We start from the raw sequence: 24,980 nt of genomic DNA on the forward strand, positions 1-24,980 counted from the left end.
TCATTTCAAAGTGTATTTTTTGACGGTTTCAGGAGCCTGGCTCACGCTGACCGTTAAGCCGTAAAAGGCTTGATAGGACTTTTTTGGTTACGAATTTTCGGCGGCATAGCCAATGCCCTGTCTCGTTTACGAAATGGCATTCCATTATCTTGCTTCTGCAGGCGCCGGCCGAGCGATCTTCCTTGCGGCCGGAAACGCTATCCCGTGATCAGCCAACGCCGGCAGCGTCGCCCTGGACGCCGCTGCCGCGCGTGACGCCTGGCCACGTCCATTCCAACAAAAACAATAGAGAGCTATCCATGACCAAGACCGCGAGTGCTGTGCTTGCCTCTTTCCTGGCGCTGTCCCTCAGCTCCTTCAGTGCGCAGGCCGCCTGGCCGGAAGACCGGCCGATCGAATTCCTGGTCGCCTATGCCCCCGGTGGCAGCACCGATGTCATGGCGCGTGCGATGCAGCCCTATCTGGAGAAGCGCCTGGGCGCGAAGATCGTCATCGTCAACCGCCCCGGCGCGGCGGGCGAGATCGCCTACACCATGCTGAGCAAGGCGAAACCCGATGGCTACACCTTCGCCTTCATCAATACCCCCGGCTTCCTCAGTACCCGGGTCCAGCGCAAGGTCGGCTACGACCCGGCGAAGATTCGCCCGGTGGCACGCATCGTCGACGACCCCACCGTGCTGGCGGTCCCCAAGGATTCCTCCTACAAGACCCTGGCCGATTTCACCGCGGCCGCCAAGGCCGCACCCGGCAAGTTCTCGGTCGGCACCTCCGGCGTCGGGACGGATGACCACCTAATGATGGTGGAGCTGCAGCAGCTGACCGACATCAAGCTCACCCACGTGCCCTTCAGCGGCGCTTCCGAATCCCGCACCGCCCTGATGGGCGGCCATATCAGCGCGGCCGGGCAGAACATCAGCGAGATGAACGCGGACGACGACTTCCGCGTGCTGGCGCAATTCTCCGCCGAGCGCATGCCGCAGCAGCCCAATCTACCCACTGCCAGGGAGCAGGGCGTCGACCTGGTCATGACCTCCGAACGGGGCATCGCCGCCCCGTCCGGGGTGCCCGAGGCCATCGAGCAGCGGATGGCGCAGGCGGTGAAAGAGGTCATCGAGGATCCGGCCTTCGTCAAGCAGGCCGGGGACCTGTCGCTGCCGCTGGCCTATCTGTCCGGCGAGGACTGGGCCGCCCAGATGCCGGCGCAGCTCGCGGGTTACCAGAAGCTGTGGAGCGTCTCGCCATGGGTGCAGTGACACGCGCGGCGCGCGGTAGCCGCCCCGACTTGCTCGCCAGTGCCATCTTCATCGGCCTGGGGGCGCTGGTGCTCTGGTCGTCGAAGGATCTGCCGTTCGGCAGCGCGGCCATGATGGGGCCGGGCTATCTACCGGTATTGGTCGGCTCGCTGGTGATCATCCTCGGCGTCGTCATCGGTCTGCTGGGTCTGTGGCAGCACGCGGAGTCCATCGGCGCCGTACAGCTCAGGCCTTTGTTGATCCTGTTGGCTTCCGTGGGCGGCTTCGCCCTGGCGGCCGAGTATGCCGGCTTCATCGTCGCGGCGGCCGGGCTGGTGATCTTCGGCAGCATGGCCGACCGCGAGTGGCGGCTGCGCGAGGTGCTGATCTCCAGCGTGGTGCTGACCCTGTTCGGCGTGCTGGTCTTCATCTATGGACTGGATGTCCAAATGCGTGTGGGGCCTTTCTGATGGAGATCTTCGACGCGCTCTACCTGGGCTTCTCCGAAGCCATGAGCCCGACCAACCTGGCGTTCTGCCTGATCGGCGCCCTGCTCGGAACCCTGATCGGCGTGCTGCCAGGCATCGGGCCCACGGCCACCGTGGCGATCCTGCTGCCGATCACCTACTTCCTGCCACCGCTGGCCGCCCTGATCATGCTCGCCGGCATCTTCTACGGTGCGCAATACGGCGGCTCGACCACGGCGATCCTGGTCAATCTGCCGGGCGAGGCCTCGGCGGTGGTCACGGCGCTGGACGGCCATGCCATGGCCAAGCGGGGGCGGGCGGGAGCAGCGCTTGCCACCGCCGCCCTGGCGTCCTTCTTCGCCGGGACCGTCGCCACCGTGGCCCTGGCGGTGGCCGGCCCGGTGCTGTCGCGCTTCGCCCTGTCCTTCGGGCCGGCGGAATACGTGGCGCTCACCGTCTTCGGTCTGCTGGCGGCGACCATCCTGGCCAGCGGATCGGTGATCAAGGCGGTCGGCATGGTCTGCCTGGGACTGCTGCTCGGCATGGTGGGCATGGATGTCAGCAGCGGCACCACGCGCCTGACCTTCGGTTCCACCGATCTCTACGACGGCATCGACTTCGTGGTGATCGCCGTGGGCCTGTTCGGCATCGCCGAGATCGCCGTCAACCTCGAATCCCGCGAAGCCCGCGGCACCCTGGCCGGCAAGATCACCCGGCTGTGGCCCACCCGCGAGGACTTCCGCAGGGCCTGGCCGGCTACCCTGAGGGGCACGGCGTTGGGTACCTTCCTCGGCGTCCTGCCCGGCGGCGGTGCGACCCTGAGCGCCTTCAGTGCCTATTCGCTGGAAAAGAAGGTCTCCAAGACGCCGGAGCAATTCGGCACCGGGATGGTGGAAGGCGTCGCCGCGCCGGAGTCGGCCAACAACGCCGGCGCCCAGTCGTCCTTCATTCCGCTGCTGACCCTGGGCATTCCGTCCAATTCGATCATGGCCATGATGCTCGGCGCCATGATGATCCACGGCATCACCCCGGGGCCCTCGGTGATCACCAACCAGCCGGCGCTGTTCTGGGGTCTGATCGCCAGCATGTGGATCGGCAACCTGATGCTGCTGGTCATCAACCTGCCGCTCATCGGCGTCTGGGTGCGGCTGCTGCAGGTGCCGTATCGGCTGCTGTTCCCGGCCATCCTGCTGTTCTGCTGCGTCGGGGTCTACAGCGTCAACAACCGCGGCTTCGATGTCGCCCTGGTGATCATCTTCGGGCTGCTGGGCTATCTGTTCCGCAAGGCCAAGTGCGAGCCGGGTCCGCTGCTGCTGGGTTTCGTCCTCGGCCCCTTGCTGGAGACCAACCTGAGACGCGCCCTGCTGATTTCCCAGGGGGATCCGTCCGTGCTCGTCCAGCGGCCGATCAGCGCCACCCTGTTCGCCGCCTCGGCCATCCTGCTGGTGATGATGGTGTTGCCGGCGTTTCGCCGGAAGCGGGAAGAGGCCTTCCAGGAGGAAGAGGCCTGAGCGGGGAGGGGGCGACGGGCTGAGCTCGCCGCCCCCTCGGCGTGCTAGCGACAGGCGACGTCGAAGGCCTGGGCGATGGTGTGGAGCAAGGCGCTTTCGGAGTCCTGCTTGCGGCGCGCCATGGCGAGTTGGCGAGTGGGCGCGGCGGTGCCGAGGGAGACCTCCCTTATCTCATAGGGCCCCAGGTGTTCCGGGCGCAGTCGCGGCAGCACCGAGACGCCCAGACCCAGGCCGACCATGGCGACGATGGCGTCGGCGCTGGGGACATCGAGCAGGGCCTCGCACTGGGGCACCAGGCCATCGACGAAGCGCGCCGCCAGGCGACCGACCACCAGCTTGCGATCCAGCCTGATCCAGGGATAGCGCCGCAGATACGCCTCTGGCTCCAGGGGCGCGAGCTGCGCTGGCACCACCAGTACCAGCGGCTCGCGGAGCAGGTCATGCCAATGCAGCCGGGCCGAGCCGCCGCCTGGTGGTCTGATCAGGATGGCGGCATCCAGGCGATCCGCTTTCAGGGCGGCGATCAATTCGGGCGTATTGTGCCGCTCCAGTTGCAGGGTGATGCCGGGAGCGCGTTGCTGCAGTTCGGCGACCGCCTTGGGGAGCAGGGTGGTCAGGACCGAACCCGTCACCCCGAGACGGACGCGACCGGTCAGCGGCTGGGCGCGCTGATTGCGCAACTTCTCGAGATCGGCCAACGGCCGGGCCATGGTGTCGATCAATTGCCGGGCGAACCCCGTGGCTTGCACCGCCCGACCCGAGCGATCGAACAGTGACTGGCCGAAGTAGGCCTCGAGCTGCTTGATCTGCAGGCTGACAGCGCTGGGGGTCAGGCTCACCGCCTCCGCGGCGGCGGCGAAGGAGCCGCGCTCCACTGCCGCCTGCAAGGTCAGGAAGGCTTCGATCTTCATGAGTTTTTCTCGTCTTTGGATCGACGAAGAATAACTTTTCTTGGCGGGTCGGGCGCCTAAGATGGCCAAAACGACCAGGCCAGCGGCATGAACCAGACGAGCAGACTGCAAGACTATCCCTTGGCGTCCCACACCCTGCCCAAGGGCAGCGGCGGCTACCGGATACCCCGACGCCTGCAGGCGATTCTGTCCCTCGATGACTTCGAGGTGGCCGCTCGCCGCCACCTGCCCACGCCGCTGTTCGCCTACGTCAGCGGTGGCGCGGAAGAGGAAAAGTCGCTGCACGGGAACCGCTCGGGATTCGATCGCTATGCCTGGGTCCCGCGCGTCTTCACCGATACCTCGGCGCGCAGCCTCGAAACGACGCTCCTGGGGCAGCGCTACAGCGCGCCCTTCGGCATCGCGCCCATGGGCATCAGTGCCCTCACCGCCTTCGAGGGTGACCTCATCCAGACCCGGGCGGCCAGGGAGGCCAATATCCCGGCGATCATGAGCGGCTCCTCCCTGCTGCCGATGGAGGCGGTGGTGCAGGAAAATCCGGACGCCTGGTTCCAGGCCTATATGCCGGGCGAAGACGCCAAGATCCTCGCTCTCCTCGAGCGGGTGCAGCGCGCCGGTTTCAAGACGCTGGTGGTCACCGCCGACGTACCGGTGTCGGCCAATCGGGAGAATCTGATTCGCGCACGCTTTTCCACGCCGTTGAAGCCGGATCTGCACCTGGCCTGGGAGGGCATCACCCACCCGCGCTGGCTGCTGGGTACCGCCTTGCGCACCCTGGTCCGGCGGGGCATGCCGCACTTCGAGAATTCCGGCGTCGGCCGTGGCGCGCCCATCGTGTCGGCCAATGTGATGCGCGATTTCGGCGCCCGCGATCATTTGAGCTGGCGGCATCTGGCGCTGATCCGCCGCCACTGGCCGGGCACCCTGGTGGTCAAGGGCATCCTCGATCCGGCGGATGCCGTGCGCGCCCGGGAGGTCGGCGTGGAGGGCATCATCGTTTCCAACCACGGCGGACGCCAGCTGGATGGCAGTGTCGCGCCCCTCGCCATCCTGCCGCAGGTGGTCAAGGCGGTCGGTTCGGATTATCCGGTGATGATCGACAGCGGCTTCCGCCGCGGCGGTGACATCCTCATGGCGCTCGCGCTGGGGGCGAAGTTCGTCTTCATCGGCCGGCCGATGAACTACGCGGGCGCCGTGGGCGGCCAGCCCGGCATCAAGCATGCGATCGGCATCCTGGCCACCGAACTGTCGCGCAACATGGCGCTGCTGGGGATCCAGAGTCCCGGCGAGGTCCGTCGCGACAGCCTCAGGATCGTGCGGTAACCACGGCCGATCTGCTATTTGATGATAGGCGGTAGGTATCCTCGGCCGTGCCGCTGAACAGCGCTACCCGGTCATCCTTGTCCCAGCCCTGGGTCAGGCGCTTGAAGGCGTTCCAGAGCACCCCATAGGAAAACATGCCCTTGTCCACTGGGAAGTTGCTTTCGAACAGGCAGCGCTCGGCGCCAAAGGCTTCCACGCAGGTCAGCACATAGGGCCGCCACAGGTCCGCCAGCTCCGCTGAGCTGGGCGGCGTGGCTCTCTCGTCGAAGGCGAAGCCACCGACCTTCATGCCCAGGCCACCCAGTTTCAGGCGCAGGTTGCTGCACCTGGCCAGTTCCCTGATGGCCAGGGACCAGGTCTGGAACACCTCCTGGCGTTGGTGCGCATAGGGTCCGGCGCCGAGCGGGCCGCCGAAATGATCGAGGACGATCAACTGGTCGGGGAATCTGCGGGCGAGGGCCAGGACCTCGTCGAGCTGGGTGTGGTACGCCCAGATGTCGAGCGAGAGGTCATGCCGGGCAAGACAGGCCACGCCTTCGTGGAAGCGCTCGTCCGTGAGCACCTTGGCCGGCGGTGGTCGCGGATTGGATACCAGGCGCGGATCGCCATGCCAGGCAGTGGCGTTGCGGATGCCGCGCAGGCGTCCGCCGCTGCGCGCCTGCATTTCTTCCAGAACCGGGACGATCCCCTCGCCCTGGCGGAGGTCGGCGCCGGCGACGATGGCGGCGCAGAGCCGGCTCTCGCCATAGAGACCGCTGGCGCTCTGGGCCGCTATTCCGGCCGCGAATTCCACTTCCCCCACAGCGTCGAAGGGCGCGGCCCGGTCCGCGCTGTACATAGACCGGCACTGCACATAGACCGAGGCCAGGATGCGATGGCCGCTACCGGTGTCCGCCAGGTACTCGGGCAGCAGGTAGCGCTGGCCGGGTCGGTCCCAGAGGTGGTGATGGGCGTCGATGATGGGCAGCTCGGGCTCCAGGATCGGTTCCTGGACCTGGGCCAGCCAGGCCTCGCGGACCGGGGCGTGGGGGGAAGCCGGAGCCTCAGCCATGGTGACGGCTCCAGGAGCTTCCTTTGGACGCTGAGCGAAGGCTCAATTCTGCATGCCCCAGCGACGGACCGTGAGCACCTCGATGCTGCGGAACACCAGGCCTTCCACCACCAGGCCGATGATGATGACCATCAGCAGGCCGGCGAAGACGTTGGAGGTCTCCAGGGCGTTGCGGTGCTGGAAGACGTACCAGCCCAGGCCGCCCGAGTTGCCGGAGACGCCGAACACCAGTTCGGCGGCGATCAGGGTACGCCAGGCGAAGGCCCAGCCGATCTTCAGGCCGGCGAGGATCGAGGGAACCGCCGCCGGGATCAGCACCTTGGCTACCAGGCGGATGCCGCGCAGCCCATAGTTGCGCCCGGCCATGCGCTGGGTCTGGCTGACCGAGAGGAAGCCCGAATAGGTGTTGAGCGCCACCGCCCAGAGCACCGAATGGACGATGACCAGCATCAGACTTTGCACGCCGAGCCCGAACCAGAGCATGGCCAGCGGCAGGATGGCGATGGCCGGCAACGGGTTGAACATGGCGGTGAGGGTGGCGAGGATATCGGTGCCCACCCGGGTGGATACGGCCAGGGTGGTGAGCAGCATCGCCAGGGCGATGGCCAGGCCATAGCTCACCATCAGTACCTTGAGCGAGCTGAGCACGGCGAGGGGCAGGGCGCCATTGACCAGATCGGTCCACAGCGCCACCACGGTGTCGCTGAAGGTCGGGAACATCAGCGGGTTGTCCAGGTAGCGGGCATAGATCTCCCAGATCAGCGCCAGGGCGATCAGCACCAGGGTGCGGCGCACGCCGGCCTGGGCGAACAGGCGCTCGGCCAGGCCCAGGCGCCGGGCGATGTCGCCGACCTGGCCGGGGGCGACAGGGGTGTATTCGAGGTCCGGGCGCGGTTGCAGGATGACGGCGGGCTTAGTCATGGGCGGTCTCGCTGGCGTTGGGGCCGAACAGCATCTGGCTGATGCGCTGGTGGAAGGCGGTGAAGCCGGCCGCGCCCTGCTGACGGAAGCCGTACTGGCTGGCATCGAGCTCGGCACGGACCTGGCCGGGATGGGGGCTGAGCACCAGGATGCGCGAGCCGAGCAGGATGGCCTCCTCGATGGAATGGGTGACGAACATCAGGGTGAAGGGCGACTGCTCCCAGAGCCCGAGCAGTTCCTCCTGCATGCGCCGCCGGGTGAGGGCGTCGAGGGCGGCGAAGGGTTCGTCCATCAGCAGGATCGCCGGCTCCATGGCCAGGGCGCGGGCGATGGCCACGCGCTGCTTCATGCCGCCGGAGAGTTGGTGCGGATAGGCGTCGACGAACTTCTCCAGGCCCACCTTGACCGCGGCGGCCCGAGCGCGGTCGCGCAATTCGCCGGCGGGGAAGCGCCGGGTTTCCTGGAGCGGGAAGAGGATATTGCCGAGTACGGTCTTCCAGGGCATCAACTGGTCGAATTCCTGGAACACCATCATGCGATCCGGACCGGGTTCGCGGACGTCCTGGCCCTGGAGGCGGATGTGGCCCGCCGCCGGTTCGAGAAAGCCCGCGACGCTCTTGAGCAGGCTGGATTTGCCGCAGCCCGAGGGGCCGAGCAGGATGAAGCGGTCGTATTCGCGGACCGCGAAGGACACCTGGTGCGTCGCGGTGATCAGCTGTTCGCGGGTCTTGTATTGCAGGGTCACGTTGTCGACCTGCAGCAGGCAGGCAGGGCTATCCGGTACGGCGGTGGGTGCGGAGGTCGGTACGGCGTTCATGTCAGTTGCCCTCGCCGGTGGCCACGGGATCGAAGAAGACCTGCTGCCAGCGTTGCGGTGCCTCCTTGAGAGCACCGCTGCCGACCATGAAGGTGGCCAGAGTCATGACGCCGATAGGCTGCACCGACCATTCGCCACTGACGCCGCGCAGCATCTCTTCCACCTGATCGAGACTCAGGCTGGAGGGCTCCGACTGCAGGAAGAGTTCGGCAGCCTTGCGCGGCTCGGCCTTGATGAAGTCCTGGGCCTGGCCGATGGCGGCGACTACGGCGGCGCTGAGTTTCGGGTTGCGCTTGACGAACTTGCCGGTGGTGGTCAGCACCCCGCTGGTCATGCGCAGGTCGAGTTCCTTGGAAAAGTCGAAGAGCTTGGTGACCTTGGCGTCCTTGGCCAGCAGATAGCTGTAGGGGTTGGGGCCGATGTAGCCGGTGATACCGGCCTTGTTGAGCAGGCTGGCGGTGGCGTCGGGATGGGGCAGGGCCACCATCAGGTTGTCCAGCCGGTGTGCCTGGCCCGGGCCGAAGGTACGCTCGGCGGCCATCTGCAGCAGCAGGGCCTGCTGGCCGGTGGGAGAGCTCACGGCGATCTTCTGGTCGGCCTTGAAGTCCTTGAGTGATTTGATCGAAGGGTCGTTGACGAACAGGGCGTTGTCGCCGGCGACAAGGGCGCAGAGCGCGCGGATATCGAGTGACTTCTGTGTCTTCTGCCAGGCCACCAGGGTACCGGGCAGGCCGTAGCCGCCGATGTCGATGTTGCCGCTGATCAGGGCGTCGTTGATGGCCGGCGAACCGCTGATGCGCTTGATCTCGAACTGGGTGTCGGGCTGTCCGGCGGCCTTGGCCTGCTCGCGAAAGAAGCCCAGCTTGTCCGCCAGGGTCACGGGCAGATAGGCGTAGCCGTACTGGATGGCCAGGGTGACCTGGCTCTGTTCGGTCTGGGCCTGAGCGGGGAGGACGGTAGCCAAGGTGAGGCTGGCGGCCAGACCCAGGACGCGGGCGAGCTGACGCAGGGCGGGACGGGACGAGCGACCGGACGGGTGCAGCATGGCGTTCTCCTTGTTATTTTTGAAATGCCATTTCTTTTAATGAGTATTTAGAAAAGCCTTGCCTGTCAAGCAGCCTTGAGGATGCAGCCTTCGTCAGCTGAAAACTTTTGCTTGCAATTGGCCTTGAGTGTTTTATTTTTGCAACGGCATTTCGTTAAAAATAAAATTGCATAGCCCTTTTTGCCGAGGGGCTTCAGCCTCTCTCAGGTGCCTGGTCATGAGCTTTTTCGCTGCGCCGCCGACTATCCAAACCTCTGTCTTCACCCGCCTGCCCGATCGCTATCGCCAGCCGAAGCGCACGGCCTGGGCGGATGCCAACCGCCAGGGCAGGGCGATCGATTCCTTCCTCGAAGGCCCTTCTTTCGATCGACAGGGCAATCTCTATGTCACCGACATCCCCAATGGACGCATCTTCCGCATCGATCCCCAAGGGGAGTGGGAACTGGTCTGCGAGTACGACGGTTGGCCCAATGGCCTGAAGATCCATCGTGACGGGCGCATCTTCATCGCCGACTACAAGCGCGGCATCCTGCTGCTCGATCCGCTGCGCGGCGAGGTGGAGACGCTACTGGGCAGCGCCGGCTCGGAAGGCTTCAAGGGGGTCAACGATCTGGTGTTCTCGCCGGCCGGGGATCTCTACTTCACCGACCAGGGCCAGACCGGCCTGCAGGATGCCAGCGGCCGGATCTATCGCCTGGCGGCCGACGGCCAGCTCAGCTGTCTGTTGAACACGGTGCCCAGCCCCAATGGCATCGTCTTCGATCCGCGGCTCAACCACCTGCTGATCGCGGTGACCCGGGCGCAGCAGATCTGGCGTATTCCCCTGGGCAACGGCTCGCTGATCGGCAAGGTCGGGGTCTTCGCCCAGCTCCACGGTGGCCTCGGCGGTCCGGACGGCCTGGCGCTGGATGAGGAGAGCAACCTCTATATCGCCCATACCGGTTTCGGCTCGGTCTGGCAGCTGTCGCAGGTGGCCGAGCCGTTGGCGCGGTTGCGGTCCTGTGCCGGGATCAGCAACACCAACCTGGCCTTCGGCGGCCCCGAGGGGCGCAGCCTGTTCATCACCGAATCCGAGACCGGCAGCATCCTGCGGGTGGAGACCAGCGTGCGGGGCCTACCCCTGTTCTCTCATCTGTAAACAGCGCTCCGGCGCCCCTGTCAGCACCACAATAATTACAACAGAGGTTATCCATGAGTCAGACCCCGCTGGGCGCCCAGGCGCCCTTGACCGATGCCGAAGGCGAACAGGTATTGCATCGCGCCCTGTGGCGCATCCTGCCGTTCATCTTCGCCTGCTATGTGATCAGCTATCTGGATCGCACCAACGTCGGCTTCGCCGCCATCAGCATGAACAAGGACCTGGGCCTGACGGCAACCATGTTCGGCTGGGCAGCGGGTCTGTTCTTCTTCGGTTATTTCATCTTCGAGATTCCCAGCAACCTGCTCATGCAGCGCTTTGGCGCGCGGATCTGGATTGCCCGGATCATGATCAGCTGGGGCCTCATCTCCATGGCCACGGCCTTCGCCACCGGCCCGGTCAGCTTCAGCATCCTGCGCTTCCTGCTCGGGGTGGCCGAGGCCGGCTTCACCCCGGGGGTCTACCTCTACTTCACCTACTGGTTCCCGGGGAAGTGGCGCGCCAAGGCGACCGCCGCCTTCCTGTTGGGCATCCCCACCGCCAACATCATCGGCTCGCCGCTGTCGGGCTTCCTGCTGGACATCCATGACTTCATGGGGTTGAAGAACTGGCAATTCCTGCTGGTGGTGGAAGCCTTGCCAGCGGTGCTGCTGGGTATCCTCTGTCTTTTCGTGCTGGTGGATTCGCCGGCCAAGGCGCGCTGGCTGTCGATCCGCGAACGCACCTGGCTGACCGAACGACTGGCCCGCGAGCAGCGCGAGATAGGCGCGGCCCATGGCTCCACCCTGCGCGCTGCCCTCACCAATCCCAAGGTCTTCGTGCTGGCCGCCATCAACTTTTGCGGCATCGTCGGCTCCGTGGGGATCGGGATCTGGATGCCGCAGATCATCAAGAGCCTGGGCATGCAGAACACCACCGTGGGACTGGTGGCGACCATCCCCTATATCCTCGGCGCCGTCGCCATGACCCTCTGGGCGCGGCAGGCCAACCTGAGTGCGCACCGACTGCCCTATGTGGCCGGCGCGCTGGGGCTGGCCGCCTGCGGTCTGGTGGGCGCTGCGCTCTCGGCCGATCCGCTGTTGCGCATGAGTTGTCTGAGCGTGACGGTGGCCAGCATCCTGTCCTTCCAGGCGACCTTCTGGGCCATTCCCTCCAGCTTCCTGACCGGTCGGGCGGCAGCGGGTGGCTTGGCGCTGATCGTCTCCATCGGCAACCTCGGCGGCTTCGTCGGGCCCTTCGCCATCGGCCTGGTCAAGGATGCGACCCAGAGTTACTCCGGACCCTTCTACGTGGTGGCCTCGGTACTGGCGCTGGGTGTCGTCATGATGCTCTGGCTGGGCGACCCGAGTCGCCGGGCGCCGGTGAAGCCAGTTGGTGGGACTGGGTTGGAGCCTGCGGGTCGCACCTGATTCAGAGGCGAGCCAGGAAGGGGGCGGCGATGAGCCGCCTTCTGCTTTTGTGGCTGGCTGCTCTTGGGCGAGAGGCCAGCGCTCCGGATAGGACCGGGCAGGAGATGCTGGCGGGATGCCGGCAGCTGGCGTCCTCGAGCGTTGACGCCTCTCGATGGCGCGTCTCTTCGCAGCAAGGGGGCTGGCCGCCTTGCCCTATGCTCCTGACACGTCGCGAGGCTGGTTGGCTTGAGTCGTCGAGGTGCGACCCTCCTGTCCCGGTTACTGCGCGACCTGTCGTGCCCGTCCAGAAGGGACACGTTGAGTTCGACGAGCGCCAATGGACCCGATGCACAATAAAAAAGGCAGCACCAGGCTGCCTTTCTTCATTCGGGATACGGACTAGGGGAGGGCGCAACCCTTCTTCTTGAGCGATTCCAGCACCCAGCTACGGTCATTGGTGCCTTCGGCGATCTGCCGCATCTGCTTTTCTTCCGCCGCGTGCTTGGCGGTGGCGCGGTCATAGACCTCGGCGACCTGGTCGTAGGGCACGCAGAGCAGGCCGTCGTCGTCGCCGATGATCAGATCGCCCGGCTCGATGACCATGCCGTCGATGGCGATGGGGACGTTGATCTCGCCCGGGCCATCCTTGTAGGGGCCGCGGTGGGAGATGCCGGCGGCGAACAGGGGGAAGTCACCCGCGCCGATGTTGGCGGCATCGCGGATGGCGCCATTGATGACGATGCCGGCCACGCCGCGCTTGACCGCATAGGCCACCATCATCTCGCCGATCAGGGCATTGGTCAGGTCGCCACCGGCATCCACCACGATGACGTCGCCCGGCTCGGCGATGTCCAGGGCGTAGTGCAGCATGAGGTTGTCACCCGGGCGCGCCTTCACGGTCAGTGCCGGGCCGGCCAGCACGCCCTGGCGGTGCATGGGACGCAGGCGCGAGCCGCCGGCGGTCATGCGGTTCATCGAGTCGCTGACATTGGCGACCGGAACCTCACGATAACGCGCGACCCATTCGGCTGCGACCTTGCGTTGGGCATTGAGAACTCTGAATCCGATGGTCATGGGCATTTCTCTTGTGGGCTTTGTTGGATGCCGCTGGAGCGGGTGTCGAATTTCAGAATGGCATTTCTTTTTTAAACATTCAACGGTCGGATGAGTGGCGTTAAATTCCAGGTTACGTTCAGTATTGCAACGCTATTCCATTATGCTAAGGTCAAGGCCTGCTCATCTGGCTGTCCGCTCGACGGACGACGTCATAACAACAAGGGATAACCCACATGACCCGCACCCTGCTTCTCACCGGCCCCGAACTCGCGCCCGACGCCATGGCCCTGGCTGCCGCCCACGGCATCCGCGTGGTACCCACCCAGCCCTACATGCCCCATGACGAGCTGGTCGCGCTGATCCGCCAGGAGCAGCCCGACGCCATCATCGTCCGCCAGGGCAAGCTGACCCGCGAGATGATCGAGGCCTCGGCTAAGCTCGAGATCATCGCCAAGCACGGCGTCGGCTACGACACCATCGATCTGCAGGCGGCGGCCGACCGAAACATTCCGGTCACCATCGCCCTGGGTGCCAATGCCCAGTCGGTGGCCGAGCACGCCTTCGCCCTGATGTTCAGCGTGGCTCGACAGACCCCCTGGCTGAACGCGCGGATGCATGCCGGGCACTGGGACAAGGCCCAGGCCAATGGCACCGAGTTGTTTGGCAAGACCCTCGGCCTGGTGGGCCTGGGTTCCATCGGCAGCGTGCTGATGGACCTGGTGGCGCCGTTGCGGATGCAGGTGCGGGTCTACGATCCCTACCTTCAGAGCCTGCCGGTGCGTGACCACGTGCGCCGGGAGGAGAGCTTCGATAACCTGTTGGCCGAGTGCGACATCATCAGCCTGCATTGCCCGCTCACCGAGGCCAATCGCCACCTGTTCGGCGCCGCCCAGTTCGCCCGGATGCGTCCCGGCAGCCTGCTGATCAATACCGCCCGCGGCGAGTTGATCGACACCCAGGCGCTGGTCGCGGCGTTGCGCGACGGCCAGATCGGCGGTGCCGGCCTGGATACCTTCCACCCCGAGCCGCCGCCGGCCGACAGCGCCCTCTGGGGCCTGACCAACCTGGTCGCCACGCCGCACGTGGGCGCCAACACCACCGAGGCCCGCGACCGGGTCGGGCTGGTGGCGGTGCAGCAGGTACTCGATCGCTGGAACGGCAAGGCGGTGGAAACCCGTGCTGTGGTCAATCGTCACCTGATCGCAGCCTGATCCTCGCGTCAGGGCGGGCGGTCTCCTTCCCGGAGCCGCTCGCTACGTCTATCTCCACAACAATAAGACGGAGAGCCTGCATGACCTCTTCCACGTCCGAAATCAGTGAACTGGAACGCGCGACGATGCGCCGCGTCGCCTGGCGCCTCCTGCCGTTCCTGATCGTCTGCTACCTCATCGCCATCATCGACCGTGGCAACATCGGCATGGCCTCGCTGCAGATGAACCAGGATCTCGGCCTGACGCCGGCGATCTTCGGTTTCGCCAGCAGCCTGTTCTTCTTTTCCTATTTCCTGGTGGAGGTGCCGAGCAACCTGGCGCTGCAGCGCTTCGGTGCGCGCATCTGGATCGCCCGGATCATGATCACCTGGGGCCTGATCTCGGCGGGCACCGCCTTCGTCCAGGGCGCCAACTCGCTCTATGTGATGCGCTTTCTGCTGGGCGCCGCGGAAGCCGGCTTTTTCCCTGGCGTGCTGCTGTACCTCACCTACTGGCTGCCCTCCAACTATAGAGCGCGCATGGTCGCCATCTTCATGGTGGCGATCCCGGGCGCCAATTTCCTGGGTTCACCGCTCTCCGGCCTGCTGCTGAGCCTGGACGGCTGGATGGGCATGCGTGGCTGGCACTGGCTGTTCATCCTGGAAGGCATTCCGGCGGTGCTGCTGGGTATCGCCTGCCTGTTCGTGCTGACCGACCGTCCGGAGCAGGCCAAATGGCTGAGCGACGAGCAGCGCAACTGGCTGACGCTCAAGCTGGCCGAGGAGCGCAATCGCAAGACCAGCATCGGCCATATCTCGCTGTGGCAGCTGCTCAAGCACAAGGATATCTGGGTAATGGCGCTGATCTATTCCGGCGCCTCGGCGGCCGGTAGCACCATGAGCGTCTGGGCGCCGCAATTGCTCAAGTCCTTTGGCCTGTCAAACCTGGAGGTCGGCCTCACCAATGCCATTCCCTATGGCCTGGCCTCGGTGGCGATGGTCCTCTGGGGCCGCAGTTCGGATCGCACCGGCGAGCGTCGCTGGCACACCTCGCTCACCATGCTGTTGATCGCCGTGGGCCTGCTGGCGGGCATGTTCACCTCGTCCCTGGCCGCCACGGTGATCCTGCTGAGTCTGGTGCTGATCGGGGCCTATTCGATGAAGGGGCCGTTCTGGGCACTGGCCTCGGGCTGGCTGTCGTCCTCCACCGCAGCGGCGGGTCTGGCCGCCATCGGTGCCCTGGCCAACCTCATCGGCGGCGGGGTGATGGTCAACGTCTATGGCGCCATCCATGGCGCCACCCACAGCCACGCCCTGGCGGTACTGCCGCTGGCCACCCTGTGCGCCATCAGTGGCCTGCTGGTGCTGGTCATGGGTCGTAAAGCCGCGGCGCGCGCCAAGGCAGACGCCCAGGCCGTAGCGACCAACGCCGGTTAAAGCTGATCACTGCCGGCCCGTCCGGGCCGGCAGCCTTTCAAGGAATCCATCATGACCTTCAATCGTCGGCGCTTCCTGAAAGCGAGCGCCCAGGCGAGTGCCGCCCTGTGCCTTTTCGATGCCCTCGGCGTCCAGGCCGCCACTCCGTTCTCCAGTATCCAAACGGCACCGAGACTCAAGGCGCCGGCCGGCAGTGTCGACTGTCACATGCACCTCTATGACGACCGTTACCCGGCGGCGCCGGGCGCCAAGCTGCTCCCGCCCAATGCCTCCCTGGACGACTATCACCAGCTGCAGGCGCTGCTGGGATTGCAGCGGATGGTTATCGTCACCCCGTCCACCTACGGCACCGACAATCGCTGCATGCTCGACGGCCTGGCGCGCAGCCAGGGCCAGGCCCGCGGTGTAGCTGTCCTCGACCAGAGCATCACCGATGCCGAGTTGCAGGCGCTGCACAAGGCCGGGGTGCGCGGGATCCGTTTCAACCTCAGCTATGGGGGCGCCGACCTGGCCGATCTGGAGCCCCTGGCGGCACGGGTCGATGAGCTGGGCTGGAATGTCCAGGTGGTCGCCACGGGCAATCAGCTGACAGAGCTGGAGAGTCGGCTGCAACGGCTGCCGGCGCGGTTGGTGATCGACCACATGGGCCATGTGCCTCAACCGGAGGGGGTGAATTCGGCGACCTTCGCCGTGGTGACCCGCCTGCTGGACGGCGAGCGTACCTGGGTGAAGCTGTCGGGCCCCTATATCAAGTCGCGCAGCGGTGCGCCGGACTACGCCGATGTGGGCGCGGTGGCCCGGGAGCTGGTGCGTCGCCACCCGGAGCGGCTGCTGTGGGGTAGCGACTGGCCGCATCCCACGGTCGCGACCGGCAACAAGCCGGACGATGGACGCATCTTCGACCTGCTGGCCGACTGGGCGCCGGATGAGCAGGTACGCAATGCCATCCTGCGCGATAACCCGGTCAGTCTGTACGGTTTCTGACGCTCATCGTGATGTTGCCGGAGCTGATGTAACTGAACATCTGCTCGGATAGAACCCTCTCCCCTCGGGAGAGGGTTGGGGTGAGGGCGCCCCCTTGCCACCAAGTCTCCAGTGGAAAAGGCTGCGCCGTTTTCCACGCTACGTGATGTATCCCCGTAGCGACAATATAGTTGCTCCTATAGGGGTAGTGCTCTTGTAGGAGCGGCAACGATAGGGGGCGCATACCTGAGTGATGGCGGGAGGCAGAGGACACCCGGATAGGCGTGGCGTACTACCCCAACTCCCCATTGAGCTTGCGTAGCAGCCGCAACAGCTCGGCCCGCTCGGCGTCGTCCAGCGGGGCGCTGGCGGCGCGGTCGCTGGCGGCGGCGCGTTCCTTGAGTTCGCCGACCAGGGCGCGGCCCTGCTCGGTGAGGTGCAGGGCATAGGCGCGGCGATCCTGGGTGCCGCGCACCCGCTCGGCCAGGCCCTGGCGTTCCAGCTTGTTCAGCAGCAGGACCAGTTGCGGCGGCTCGATGGCCAGACGCCGGGCCAGGTCGGCCTGCATCAGGCCGGGCTCCTGTTCGAGGATCACCAGGGCGGTGAACTGGGCGGGGCGCAGGTCATAGGCGGCCAGGCTGTCCACCAGATGCTGGAACATCTTCATCTGGGCGCGGCGCAGGGCATAGCCTACGGCGGTGTCCAGCCAGGGGGTGGCGGCAGGGTCCAGGGGCGTGGCGTCGTCAGGGGAACTCATCGGCGGGAAGGGCTTCCGTCGGAGATGGCGAGGGGAGGGTATCGAGGGGTCATTCTAGTCCAGATCCTGGCGGGCGCGGCGATGGCGATAGGCGAACTGGGCGCGGCTCAGGCCGAGCAGGCGCGCCGCGGCGGCCATGTTGCCCTGGCTGCGCGCCAGGGCTTCGTCGAGCAGCTCGGCTTCCAACTGCGCCAGCGGCAGCGGGCGTTCGCCGTCCACGCCCAGGCGCTCCAGCCAGCCGGTGGCAGGCGGCGCCTCGTCGACGAGCTCGGCCGGCAGCGGCTCGCCGCGAAACAGGTGGGGCAGGTCGATGAGTTCGCCCGGATCGCTGGCGATCACCCCGCGCTCCACCAGATTCTGCAATTCCCGCACGTTGCCGGGAAAGTCGTAGCGCAGCAGGGCCTTGAGGGCGCGCATGGTCAGGCCTACCGGCGGCCGCTCGTAGGCGGCGCAGAAGCGCCGCAGGAACAGGTCCACCAGCAGGGGCACGTCGTCGCGCCGGTCACGCAGGGGCGGGATGCCGATGGGATAGACGTTGAGGCGATAGAAGAGGTCTTCGCGGAAGTCGCCGCGACGTACCGCCTCGCGCAGGTCCAGGTTGGTGGCGGCGATCACCCGGACTTCCACCCTGAGCGTGCGGCTGCCGCCGACCCGCTCGATCTCGCGCTCCTGGAGCGCGCGCAGCAGCTTGCCCTGACCGGGCAGGCTCAGGCAGGCGATCTCGTCGAGGAACAGGGTGCCGCCCTGGGCCCGTTCGAAACGTCCGGCGCGGGACTGGTTGGCGCCGGTGAAGGCGCCGCGCTCCACGCCGAACAATTCGGCTTCGATGAGATTCTCGGGAATGGCCGCGCAGTTGAGGGCGACGAAGGGGCCGTCGGCGCGGCGGCTGAGGCGGTGCAGGTGGCTGGCGAACAGTTCCTTGCCCACCCCGGATTCGCCGGTGAGCAGCACCGTGGCCGGCGTCGGGGCGACCCGCTGCAGCGCCTGGAACGCGCTGTTGAAGGCCGCTGAAGCCCCCACCAGCGGCTGCTGGCCGTCGGCGGCGTGGGGCAGGGGCGCGGGCAGGCGTTCCGCCGGCGTCAGCGCCGGAGCGCCATCGCCGGCCGCATTGAGATAGCGCAGGTCTTCCGCCACGTCGGGCCAGCGTTCGGCGTTGCGGCCTTCGACCCGGCAGACGGCATGCCCCATGGCGCGGCATTCCACTTCGCGAAAGATCACCAGGCGGCCGAACAGGCTGCTGACGTAGCCGATGGCATAGCCGATCTCCATCCAGCAGGCCGGATCGCTGCCCTGACCGTGGGCGATCTGATGCTCGTCGCATTCGGCCGAGTGATGCCAGAGAAATTCGCCGCCATAGCGCCCCTGGTCGACATCGAATTCGAAATGCAGCGGCTCGACCCGCACCAGACCTTCCAGGCCATGCAGCCGGGTACCGGCGGCAAAGATCGCCGCGGCGTCGGCCTGGGGCCAGCGCTTGCGCACCAGCTCGGCGTCGCGCACCCCGGAAAGATAGCCGACCCGGGTCAGCAGGCCGCGGGCACGTTCCTGCCCCAGGGCGCCGATCAGCTCGCGCCGCAGGGCGCCAAAGGCGGAGGCGTGTACCAGCAGCATGCGCTGGTCGTTGAGCCAGATGCGCCCATCACCGGGGGAGAAGAACAGGCACTCGGCCAGTTCCGCCTGGGTCGGGCTGGCGCTGCCATCCCAGGCGGCACTGTCGCCACGCTGGAAGCCGGTAGCGGCCTGCTGCAGATCGCTGAGGGACAGACGTTCGGAACGGGCCATGGCACGACCTCTCGGGTGAATTGCGCAAATGCGCAATCGAGGAAAAGGTTATACCTCATAACTTTATCTTTTGAGCAAGGCGTTTGCCGGCTGGCCCCGGGACCTTTGCCTGTCTGAGCCAGCAAGTCCCTGATTGAACGGCGCTTTTTCCTGTCAGCCCGGTCTGGGCACAGCCCTTGCTCCCTTGCCTGTGCCCACCGCGGCCCGATAACAACAAGGAGAAGGCTATGAGCAGATCATCCACGCCGTTCCTGGACGGCGCCCCCTGGCGCGAGCGGATCTTCGATGGCGACTGGATCGCCGCCCAGGGCGGCACCCTGGAGGTCGTCGAACCTGCCACCGGCCAGCCCCTGCACTGCACCGGTCTGGCCAGCGTCGCCGACATCGACCAGGCCTGCGCCAAGGCGGCCCGGGCGCAACCGGCCTGGGCGGCCTGGACCGCCCGGCAAAAGGCCGGGCTGTTCCTGGCCGCCGCCGCGCACCTGGAGATGAATCGCGCCGAACTGGCCCCCCTGATCGCCCGGGAGACCGGTGGCATCCTGCCCAAGGCCGAGCTGGAATTGCGTGAAGCCGGGGTCATCCTGCAGCAGGTCGCCGGTCAGTTGCTGCAGGCCCATGGCGTGGTCCTGCCCAGCGAGCGCGGGGCCCTGTCCTATGCCCGGCGCCTGCCCCATGGCGTGGTAGGGGTGATCTCGCCCTTCAACTTTCCGCTGATCCTTTCCCTGCGCGCCGTGGCCCCGGCCCTGGCCTGCGGCAATGCCGTGGTGCTCAAGCCGGATCACCAGACGCCGGTGAGCGGCGGCATCCTCATCGCCCGGCTGTTCGAGGCCATCGGTCTGCCTCGGGGCGTGCTGCAGGTGCTGCCCGGGCGTGCCGAGGCCGGCGCGGCGCTCTGCGCCCATCCCCAGGTGCGGATGATCGCCTTCACCGGCTCGACCCAGGCCGGACGCCAGGTGGCGGAAAGCGCCGGGCGCCACCTGAAGAAGGTGGCCCTGGAATTGGGCGGCAAGAATCCGCTGATCGTGCTCGACGACGCCGATCTCGACCGCGCCGTCGGCTGCGCCGCCTGGGGCAGCTTCCTGCACCAGGGCCAGATCTGCATGGCCACCGGGCTGATCCTGGTGCACCAGCGCCTCGCCGCCGCCTTTACCGAACGCCTGGCCGCCCGCGCCGCCGCCCTGCGTCTGGGCGACCCGCTGGAACCCTCTACCCAGCTGGGTCCGCTGATCAATGCCCGGCAACTGCAGCGGGTGCAGGGCATCGTCGCCGACAGCCTCGCGGCCGGCGCCCGGCTGGAGCAGGGCGGTCGGCACGAAGGGCTGTTCTATGCCCCGACCATACTGAGCGGCGTCCGTCCCGGCATGCGCGCCTTCGACGAAGAGATCTTCGGACCGGTGGCCAGCGTGGTGACCTTCGCCAGCGAGGCCGAGGCCGTCGACCTGGCCAATCGCACCCCCTACGGCCTGGCGGCCGGCGTGCTCTCCGGCTCCCTGGCCCGCGCCCGGGCCCTGGGCGAACGGCTGGAGTGCGGAATGCTGCACCTCAACGACCAGACGGTGAACGACGAGGTGGTCAACCCCTTCGGCGGCCGTGGCCAGTCCGGCAACGGCGGCAGCGTCGGTGGCCTGTGCAACTGGGACGACTACAGCCAGTGGCAATGGGTGACCGAGCATAACGAGCCGCCACGCTATCCCTTCTGAGGGCCTGCTCAAAGGCTGCTGCGCGTCGGCCAAACCGCGTTGAACACGACCTGGGTCGCCAGTCCGATCGGAATGCTCATTTACCACTCGTAAATTCCGCTTCCTCAGCTGTGTTCGCCTTGTTTGGCTCTAGCTCGCGAGCCTTTGAGCAGGCTCCAAGCCCGTGTTACCCAACCAATAACAACAAGAGGAAAATCCCATGACCCTGAATGGCAAGACCCTGGTCGTCACCGGCGTGGCCTCCGGCATCGGCGCCGAGCTGGCGCGGCTGGCGCGCTTCCAGGGCGCCTATGTGATCGGCGTCGACCGCAACCAGCCCCAGTTCAGCCTGGACGACTTCCACCAGGCCGACCTGGGCGACCCCGACAGCATCGCCGCCCTGGTCAGTCGCCTGCCGGCGCGCCTGCACGGCCTGTGCAACATCGCCGGGGTACCGGGCACGGCGCCCCGGGAGACGGTGGCGCGCGTCAACTACCTCGGCCTGCGCTTGCTCAGCCAGCAACTGGTCGCGCGGCTGGGGCCGGGCGGCGCCATCGTCAATGTCGCCTCCATCCTCGGCGCCGAATGGCCAGAGCGCCTGGAACAGCACCGCGAGCTGGCGCAGATCGCCGACTTCGCCCCGGCCCAGGCCTGGCTGGAGTGTCATCCGGTGGACCAGGCCACCTGCTACCAGTACTTCAAGGAAGCGCTCATCGTCTGGAGCTTCGTGCAGTCCCAGACCTGGCTGCGCGAATTCGGCGTGCGCCTGAATTGCGTGGCGCCCGGGCCGGTATTCACCCCCATCCTCGGCGACTTCGTCAGCATGCTCGGCGAAGAGCGCGTCGCCCGCGACAGCCAGCGCATGCTGCGCCCGGCGCTGGCCGACGAGGTGGCCGCGGTGATCGCCTTTCTCTGCAGCGATGCCTCGCGCTGGATCAACGGCGCCAACCTGCCGGTGGATGGCGGTCTCGCCGCCAGTTACGTCTGACCCGGATCGCCGCGCCGGCCGGTGCGGCGATCGCGTTTTCCCACAACAAGAACAACTTCAGGACGACGTCATGCGCACACGTTTCGGATTCGGTCTGCTGGCCGCGGCCAGTCTCGCCTCCACATTGGCCCAGGCCTACGACCTGCCCGGTCTCAATCTCGGCTCCACCAGCTTCTACGACGGCGCCCCGGCGCCGGACGGTCCCGGCTGGTACTGGGAGGAGTACCTGATCTACGGCAAGACCAGCCGCTTCAACGACCAGGACGGCCGCAAGCTGCCCCTGCCCAAGCAGGAGCTGACCACCTTCGCCCCGGTCAGCCAGATCATCTATGTCGGCCAGCCCCTGGCCAATGGCGCCATGCCCGGATTCACCGCCATCCTGCCCTGGCTGGCCCACGCCGATGTCGATGACGGCCTCGGCGGCCAGGCGCTGAGCGCCCGCGAAGGGGTAGGGGACCTGACCCTGGGTGCCTTCCTGCAACTGCCCACCACCACCCGCCCCGACGGCGGACCGCGCTGGGCGCAACGCATCGAGGCCGAGATCGTCGCCCCCACCGGTCGCTACGACCGCGACCGGGCGATCAATCCGGGCAGCAACTTCTGGTCCTTCAATCCCTACTACGCTACTACCTACTGGCTGACGCCCCAGTGGTCGGTGACCGGACGCTTCTGGTACCTGTGGAACGGCAAGAACGACCAGCCGCTGCGCAGCTTCGGCGCGGTCTCCGACACCCAGGCCGGCCAGGCGCTGCACGCCAACTTCGCCACCCAGTACGCGCTGAACGATCGCCTCAGCGTCGGTCTGAGCGGCTACTGGCTGCGGCAGATCACCGACACCCAGGTCGATGGTCACGACGTCAGCGGGCGGCGGGAAAAGGTCTGGGCCTGGGGGCCGGGTTTCACCTACGCCTTTTCCCGGGAGAATCTGATCACCGTCAACAGCTACTTCGAGCAGGACGCCGAGAACCGCACCGAAGGGCGCAAGTTCGTCGTCAACTTCCTGCACAAGCTCTAGTGCTAGCGATCGATGGGAATGCCCCGGTTCGGCGGCGGCGGAGGCGCCGGCGGCTGGGGCTGCTGCGCCTGGGGATGGGGCACCATGTGCCAGGTCTCGTTGCGCGGCCGGCGGTCGATGTAGACCGGCACCGGCTGATAGATGATGCCGGAGCCGCGCACCTCGCTTTCCTGGCGAAAGCTGGAAGAGGACGAAGAGCCACCGACCACGGTGACGTCGTCGACCGGACGTTGGCGGCTGGAAGCGGGGGCGGGTACCACGGTGACCTCCCGCGGCGCGGCGGCCGGCGGCGGCGTGGCAGGCCGGGGCGGCGGCGTGAAACCGTTGCTCTCGGGCAGGCTCTGCAGCGGAATGGTGGTGATCTGACTATTCGTTGGGCAGGCGCCCTGGGTATAGGTCGTCCGGCCCTGGTCGTCCACGCACTTGTAGACATCCTGAGCGGCCACGACGCCACTGGCGAGCAGCAGGCCATAGAGCAGCGAACGCATGATGAGGCCCTCCGGGCACTCGAATTGTCACCTGCAGGATACAAGATGCCCGCTACGGCTCCCAGTGCTGCTGTCCGGCTCGACACCAGGCATTCAGCTTATCGTCAGACTGTAAAGACTAGGCCCGGCCCGAGGTGAGGCGTATAACATCCGGAAACATTCTTTTCAGGGCAGCGACGCGTGAAGTGGTTCGTGATTGGCGGTTTTTTTCTCTGTGTTTTGTATGTGCACTTTCGCGGCCGGGTGCGCCATCGCTTGCTGCGTCAGCTCAGTGACCATTCGACCTTTCTGGCGCCGCTGAACACCTTCATGTTCCTGACCTCGCGGGTGCCCAACGCGCCCTATCACCCGGTGGAGCGCTTTCCCGAACTCCAGGTGCTGCAGGACAACTGGCAGCTGATCCGCGACGAGGCCCTCGACCTGCTGCGCGCCGGCCAGATCAAGAAATCCGCCGAGCACAACGATGCCGGCTTCAACTCCTTCTTCAAGAGCGGCTGGAAGCGCTTCTATCTGAAGTGGTACGGCGACAGCCATCCTTCCGCCATGCAGCTGTGCCCCAGGACCACCGAATTGCTGCGCGGCATCGGCACGGTCAAGGCGGCCATGTTCGCCGAGTTGCCGCCCGGATCGCGGCTGGTGCGCCATCGCGATCCCTATGGCGGCTCCCTGCGCTATCACCTGGGCCTGGCCACGCCCAATGATCCACGCTGCTTCATCGAGGTGGACGGCCAGCGCTATCACTGGCGCGATGGCCAGGCGGTGGTATTTGACGAAACCTTCATCCACTACGCCGAGAACACCACCGACCAGGATCGCATCATCCTGTTCTGCGACGTGGAAAGGCCGCTGCGCTATCGCTGGGCAAGCGCCTTCAACCGCTGGGTCAGTGGCACCCTGCTGGCCTCGGCGGCCTCGCCCAATGACGCCAGCGACAAGACCGGCGGCCTCAATCGCGCCTTCCGGCACCTCTATCGCATCCGCCAGCGCGGCAAGGCGCTGAAGAAGCGCAACCGCTTCCGCTACTACCTCGAACAGTGGCTGTTGCTGGCCGCGCTGGTCGGCGTGGTGATCTGGATCTGAGCGATCCCTGCAACCGCAAAGACAGCGGTTCGACTTGACCCCGATGCGAATCGCCTCTAATACTGTATGCATATACAGATAGAGGCGATGGCCATGGACAATATCCCTGCAGGTCTGGCGGCATGAGCGGCGGCGCCAGCCTGGCCCGGCTGTTCGAGGAGCGGCGCCTGTGGAAGGGGCAGACCAGTCCCGACGCCCGGCGCAGCGACCAGCCCACCGGGGTCGCCGCCCTGGATGCCCATTTGCCCGGCGCCGGCTGGCCGGAAGCGGCCCTGACCGAATTGCTGCTCGCCGGCCCTGGCCATGGCGAGTTGCGGCTGCTCTGGCCGACCCTGGCGCGCCTGAGCCAGGCCGCCGAGCGCATCGCCCTGATCGGGCCGCCGCTGTTGCCCTATCCCCTGGCCTGGCAGGCGGCCGGCGTGGCGCTGGATGCCCTGGTGGTGATCCGCGCCCAGGGCGCCGAGGTGCTCTGGGCCGCCGAGCAGTGCCTGCGCTCCGGTTGCTTCGGCGCGGTGCTCTGCTGGCCCGAACGCGCCGACGATCGCCAGCTGCGCCGGCTGCAGGTCGCCGCCGAGAGCGGCCGCACCCTGGCCTTCGCCCTGCGCCCGGCCGCCGCCCTGGACAATCCTTCGCCGGCGGCCTTGCGCCTGGAACTCAGGGCGCCGCTGGAACGGCTGCACATCCGCAAATGCCGCGGCGGTCAGCCCGGCGTGCTCGATCTGGCCGGCGGCGCTTGAGC

The 24,980-nt window shown here is 66.6% G+C and carries 23 protein-coding genes; 14 read left to right on the forward strand and 9 right to left on the reverse strand.

Annotation, left to right across the window (positions count from 1 at the left end):
• Positions 1 to 299: 299 nt before the first annotated feature.
• The 3 genes from QKY98_RS14820 to QKY98_RS14830 are packed head-to-tail and all read left to right on the forward strand — an operon-like array spanning position 300 to position 3,210.
• Positions 300 to 1,253, forward strand: a complete 954-nt coding sequence (locus QKY98_RS14820) for a tripartite tricarboxylate transporter substrate binding protein (protein ID WP_051399074.1) — start codon at positions 300 to 302, stop codon at positions 1,251 to 1,253.
• Positions 1,241 to 1,702, forward strand: coding sequence for a tripartite tricarboxylate transporter TctB family protein (locus QKY98_RS14825; protein WP_027596833.1), 462 nt, complete (start codon positions 1,241 to 1,243; stop codon positions 1,700 to 1,702). Before QKY98_RS14820 ends, QKY98_RS14825 begins: the two co-directional genes overlap by 13 nt.
• Positions 1,702 to 3,210, forward strand: coding sequence for a tripartite tricarboxylate transporter permease (locus QKY98_RS14830; RefSeq protein ID WP_027596832.1), 1,509 nt, complete (start codon positions 1,702 to 1,704; stop codon positions 3,208 to 3,210). Before QKY98_RS14825 ends, QKY98_RS14830 begins: the two co-directional genes overlap by 1 nt.
• 44 nt (positions 3,211 to 3,254) lie before the next feature.
• On the opposite strand, the gene QKY98_RS14835 is transcribed toward QKY98_RS14830, so the two are convergent.
• On the reverse strand, positions 3,255 to 4,121 hold the full coding sequence (locus QKY98_RS14835) for a LysR family transcriptional regulator (RefSeq protein ID WP_284671145.1): 867 nt from the start codon (positions 4,119 to 4,121) through the stop codon (positions 3,255 to 3,257).
• A gap of 120 nt (positions 4,122 to 4,241) precedes the next feature.
• Here QKY98_RS14835 and QKY98_RS14840 point away from each other — a divergent pair, with 120 nt between their 5' ends.
• Positions 4,242 to 5,444, forward strand: a complete 1,203-nt coding sequence (locus QKY98_RS14840) for an alpha-hydroxy acid oxidase (RefSeq protein ID WP_284671146.1) — start codon at positions 4,242 to 4,244, stop codon at positions 5,442 to 5,444.
• Here QKY98_RS14840 and QKY98_RS14845 read toward each other — a convergent pair.
• From QKY98_RS14845 to QKY98_RS14860, 4 genes are read right to left on the reverse strand one after another with little or no spacing between them, the layout of a single operon-like run.
• Positions 5,428 to 6,495 carry an amidohydrolase family protein gene (locus tag QKY98_RS14845; protein ID WP_077173192.1) on the reverse strand — a complete coding sequence of 356 codons (1,068 nt, stop codon included), beginning with the start codon at positions 6,493 to 6,495 and terminating at the stop codon, positions 5,428 to 5,430. The two genes, QKY98_RS14840 and QKY98_RS14845, sit on opposite strands and share 17 nt — an antisense overlap.
• A 42-nt stretch (positions 6,496 to 6,537) precedes the next feature.
• Entirely contained in the window at positions 6,538 to 7,416 is an 879-nt protein-coding gene (locus QKY98_RS14850; protein WP_284671147.1) for an ABC transporter permease, read from the reverse strand.
• Complete coding sequence (locus tag QKY98_RS14855) at positions 7,409 to 8,233, reverse strand: ABC transporter ATP-binding protein (protein ID WP_284671148.1); 825 nt, start codon at positions 8,231 to 8,233, stop codon at positions 7,409 to 7,411. The genes QKY98_RS14850 and QKY98_RS14855 overlap by 8 nt, the downstream gene beginning before the upstream one ends.
• Position 8,234: 1 nt before the next feature.
• A complete protein-coding gene (locus QKY98_RS14860) occupies positions 8,235 to 9,278 on the reverse strand; it encodes an ABC transporter substrate-binding protein (RefSeq protein ID WP_027596826.1) in 1,044 nt (347 codons plus the stop codon).
• A gap of 217 nt (positions 9,279 to 9,495) precedes the next feature.
• Here QKY98_RS14860 and QKY98_RS14865 point away from each other — a divergent pair, with 217 nt between their 5' ends.
• Both QKY98_RS14865 and QKY98_RS14870 read left to right on the forward strand, forming a co-directional pair.
• Positions 9,496 to 10,416: an SMP-30/gluconolactonase/LRE family protein gene (locus QKY98_RS14865; RefSeq protein WP_284671149.1), complete on the forward strand. Its 921-nt coding sequence runs from the start codon at positions 9,496 to 9,498 to the stop codon at positions 10,414 to 10,416.
• Between the two features lie 53 nt (positions 10,417 to 10,469).
• Complete coding sequence (locus QKY98_RS14870) at positions 10,470 to 11,825, forward strand: MFS transporter (RefSeq protein ID WP_284671150.1); 1,356 nt, start codon at positions 10,470 to 10,472, stop codon at positions 11,823 to 11,825.
• A gap of 381 nt (positions 11,826 to 12,206) precedes the next feature.
• On the opposite strand, the gene QKY98_RS14875 is transcribed toward QKY98_RS14870, so the two are convergent.
• The gene (locus tag QKY98_RS14875) at positions 12,207 to 12,881 is read right to left on the reverse strand and encodes an RraA family protein (RefSeq protein ID WP_074584700.1); all 675 of its coding nucleotides are present in this window, start codon (positions 12,879 to 12,881) and stop codon (positions 12,207 to 12,209) included.
• A 215-nt stretch (positions 12,882 to 13,096) separates the two neighbouring features.
• On the opposite strand from QKY98_RS14875, the gene QKY98_RS14880 reads away from it, so the two are divergent.
• The 3 genes from QKY98_RS14880 to QKY98_RS14890 all read left to right on the forward strand — a co-directional run bounded on the left by QKY98_RS14880 (position 13,097) and on the right by QKY98_RS14890 (position 16,473).
• Positions 13,097 to 14,074, forward strand: coding sequence for a hydroxyacid dehydrogenase (locus tag QKY98_RS14880; protein ID WP_027596823.1), 978 nt, complete (start codon positions 13,097 to 13,099; stop codon positions 14,072 to 14,074).
• 80 nt (positions 14,075 to 14,154) lie between these two features.
• Positions 14,155 to 15,489 carry an MFS transporter gene (locus QKY98_RS14885; RefSeq protein WP_284671151.1) on the forward strand — a complete coding sequence of 445 codons (1,335 nt, stop codon included), beginning with the start codon at positions 14,155 to 14,157 and terminating at the stop codon, positions 15,487 to 15,489.
• A 51-nt stretch (positions 15,490 to 15,540) separates the two neighbouring features.
• Positions 15,541 to 16,473 (forward strand): amidohydrolase family protein, encoded by a 933-nt coding sequence (locus tag QKY98_RS14890; protein WP_284671152.1) that lies wholly within the window; start codon positions 15,541 to 15,543, stop codon positions 16,471 to 16,473.
• A gap of 271 nt (positions 16,474 to 16,744) precedes the next feature.
• Here the strand turns inward: QKY98_RS14890 and QKY98_RS14895 are convergent, their stop codons facing one another.
• The gene (locus QKY98_RS14895) at positions 16,745 to 17,209 is read right to left on the reverse strand and encodes a MarR family winged helix-turn-helix transcriptional regulator (RefSeq protein WP_027602773.1); all 465 of its coding nucleotides are present in this window, start codon (positions 17,207 to 17,209) and stop codon (positions 16,745 to 16,747) included.
• A gap of 54 nt (positions 17,210 to 17,263) precedes the next feature.
• A complete protein-coding gene (locus QKY98_RS14900; protein ID WP_284671153.1) occupies positions 17,264 to 18,991 on the reverse strand; it encodes a sigma-54-dependent Fis family transcriptional regulator in 1,728 nt (575 codons plus the stop codon).
• Positions 18,992 to 19,218: 227 nt separating this feature from the next.
• Between QKY98_RS14900 and QKY98_RS14905 the strand changes: the two genes are divergently transcribed.
• From QKY98_RS14905 to QKY98_RS14915, 3 genes are all read left to right on the forward strand, one after another.
• On the forward strand, positions 19,219 to 20,691 hold the full coding sequence (locus tag QKY98_RS14905) for a benzaldehyde dehydrogenase (protein ID WP_284671154.1): 1,473 nt from the start codon (positions 19,219 to 19,221) through the stop codon (positions 20,689 to 20,691).
• Between the two features lie 199 nt (positions 20,692 to 20,890).
• Positions 20,891 to 21,658 (forward strand): coniferyl-alcohol dehydrogenase, encoded by a 768-nt coding sequence (locus QKY98_RS14910; protein ID WP_284671155.1) that lies wholly within the window; start codon positions 20,891 to 20,893, stop codon positions 21,656 to 21,658.
• A 70-nt stretch (positions 21,659 to 21,728) separates the two neighbouring features.
• Positions 21,729 to 22,673, forward strand: coding sequence for a SphA family protein (locus QKY98_RS14915; RefSeq protein ID WP_027602777.1), 945 nt, complete (start codon positions 21,729 to 21,731; stop codon positions 22,671 to 22,673).
• A 2-nt stretch (positions 22,674 to 22,675) separates the two neighbouring features.
• Here QKY98_RS14915 and QKY98_RS14920 read toward each other — a convergent pair whose 3' ends face one another.
• On the reverse strand, positions 22,676 to 23,161 hold the full coding sequence (locus QKY98_RS14920) for a DUF4124 domain-containing protein (RefSeq protein ID WP_007159057.1): 486 nt from the start codon (positions 23,159 to 23,161) through the stop codon (positions 22,676 to 22,678).
• Positions 23,162 to 23,341: 180 nt separating this feature from the next.
• Between QKY98_RS14920 and lpxO the strand changes: the two genes are divergently transcribed.
• Positions 23,342 to 24,241, forward strand: coding sequence for a lipid A hydroxylase LpxO (gene lpxO / locus QKY98_RS14925; protein WP_027596814.1), 900 nt, complete (start codon positions 23,342 to 23,344; stop codon positions 24,239 to 24,241).
• Positions 24,242 to 24,363: 122 nt separating this feature from the next.
• On the forward strand, positions 24,364 to 24,978 hold the full coding sequence (gene imuA / locus QKY98_RS14930) for a translesion DNA synthesis-associated protein ImuA (protein ID WP_007159055.1): 615 nt from the start codon (positions 24,364 to 24,366) through the stop codon (positions 24,976 to 24,978).
• The last annotated feature ends 2 nt before the right edge of the window (positions 24,979 to 24,980 follow it).

Origin of the sequence: Pseudomonas sp. HR1, from assembly GCF_030175875.1 — a bacterium.
GTDB lineage: Bacteria > Pseudomonadota > Gammaproteobacteria > Pseudomonadales > Pseudomonadaceae > Chryseomonas > Chryseomonas oryzihabitans.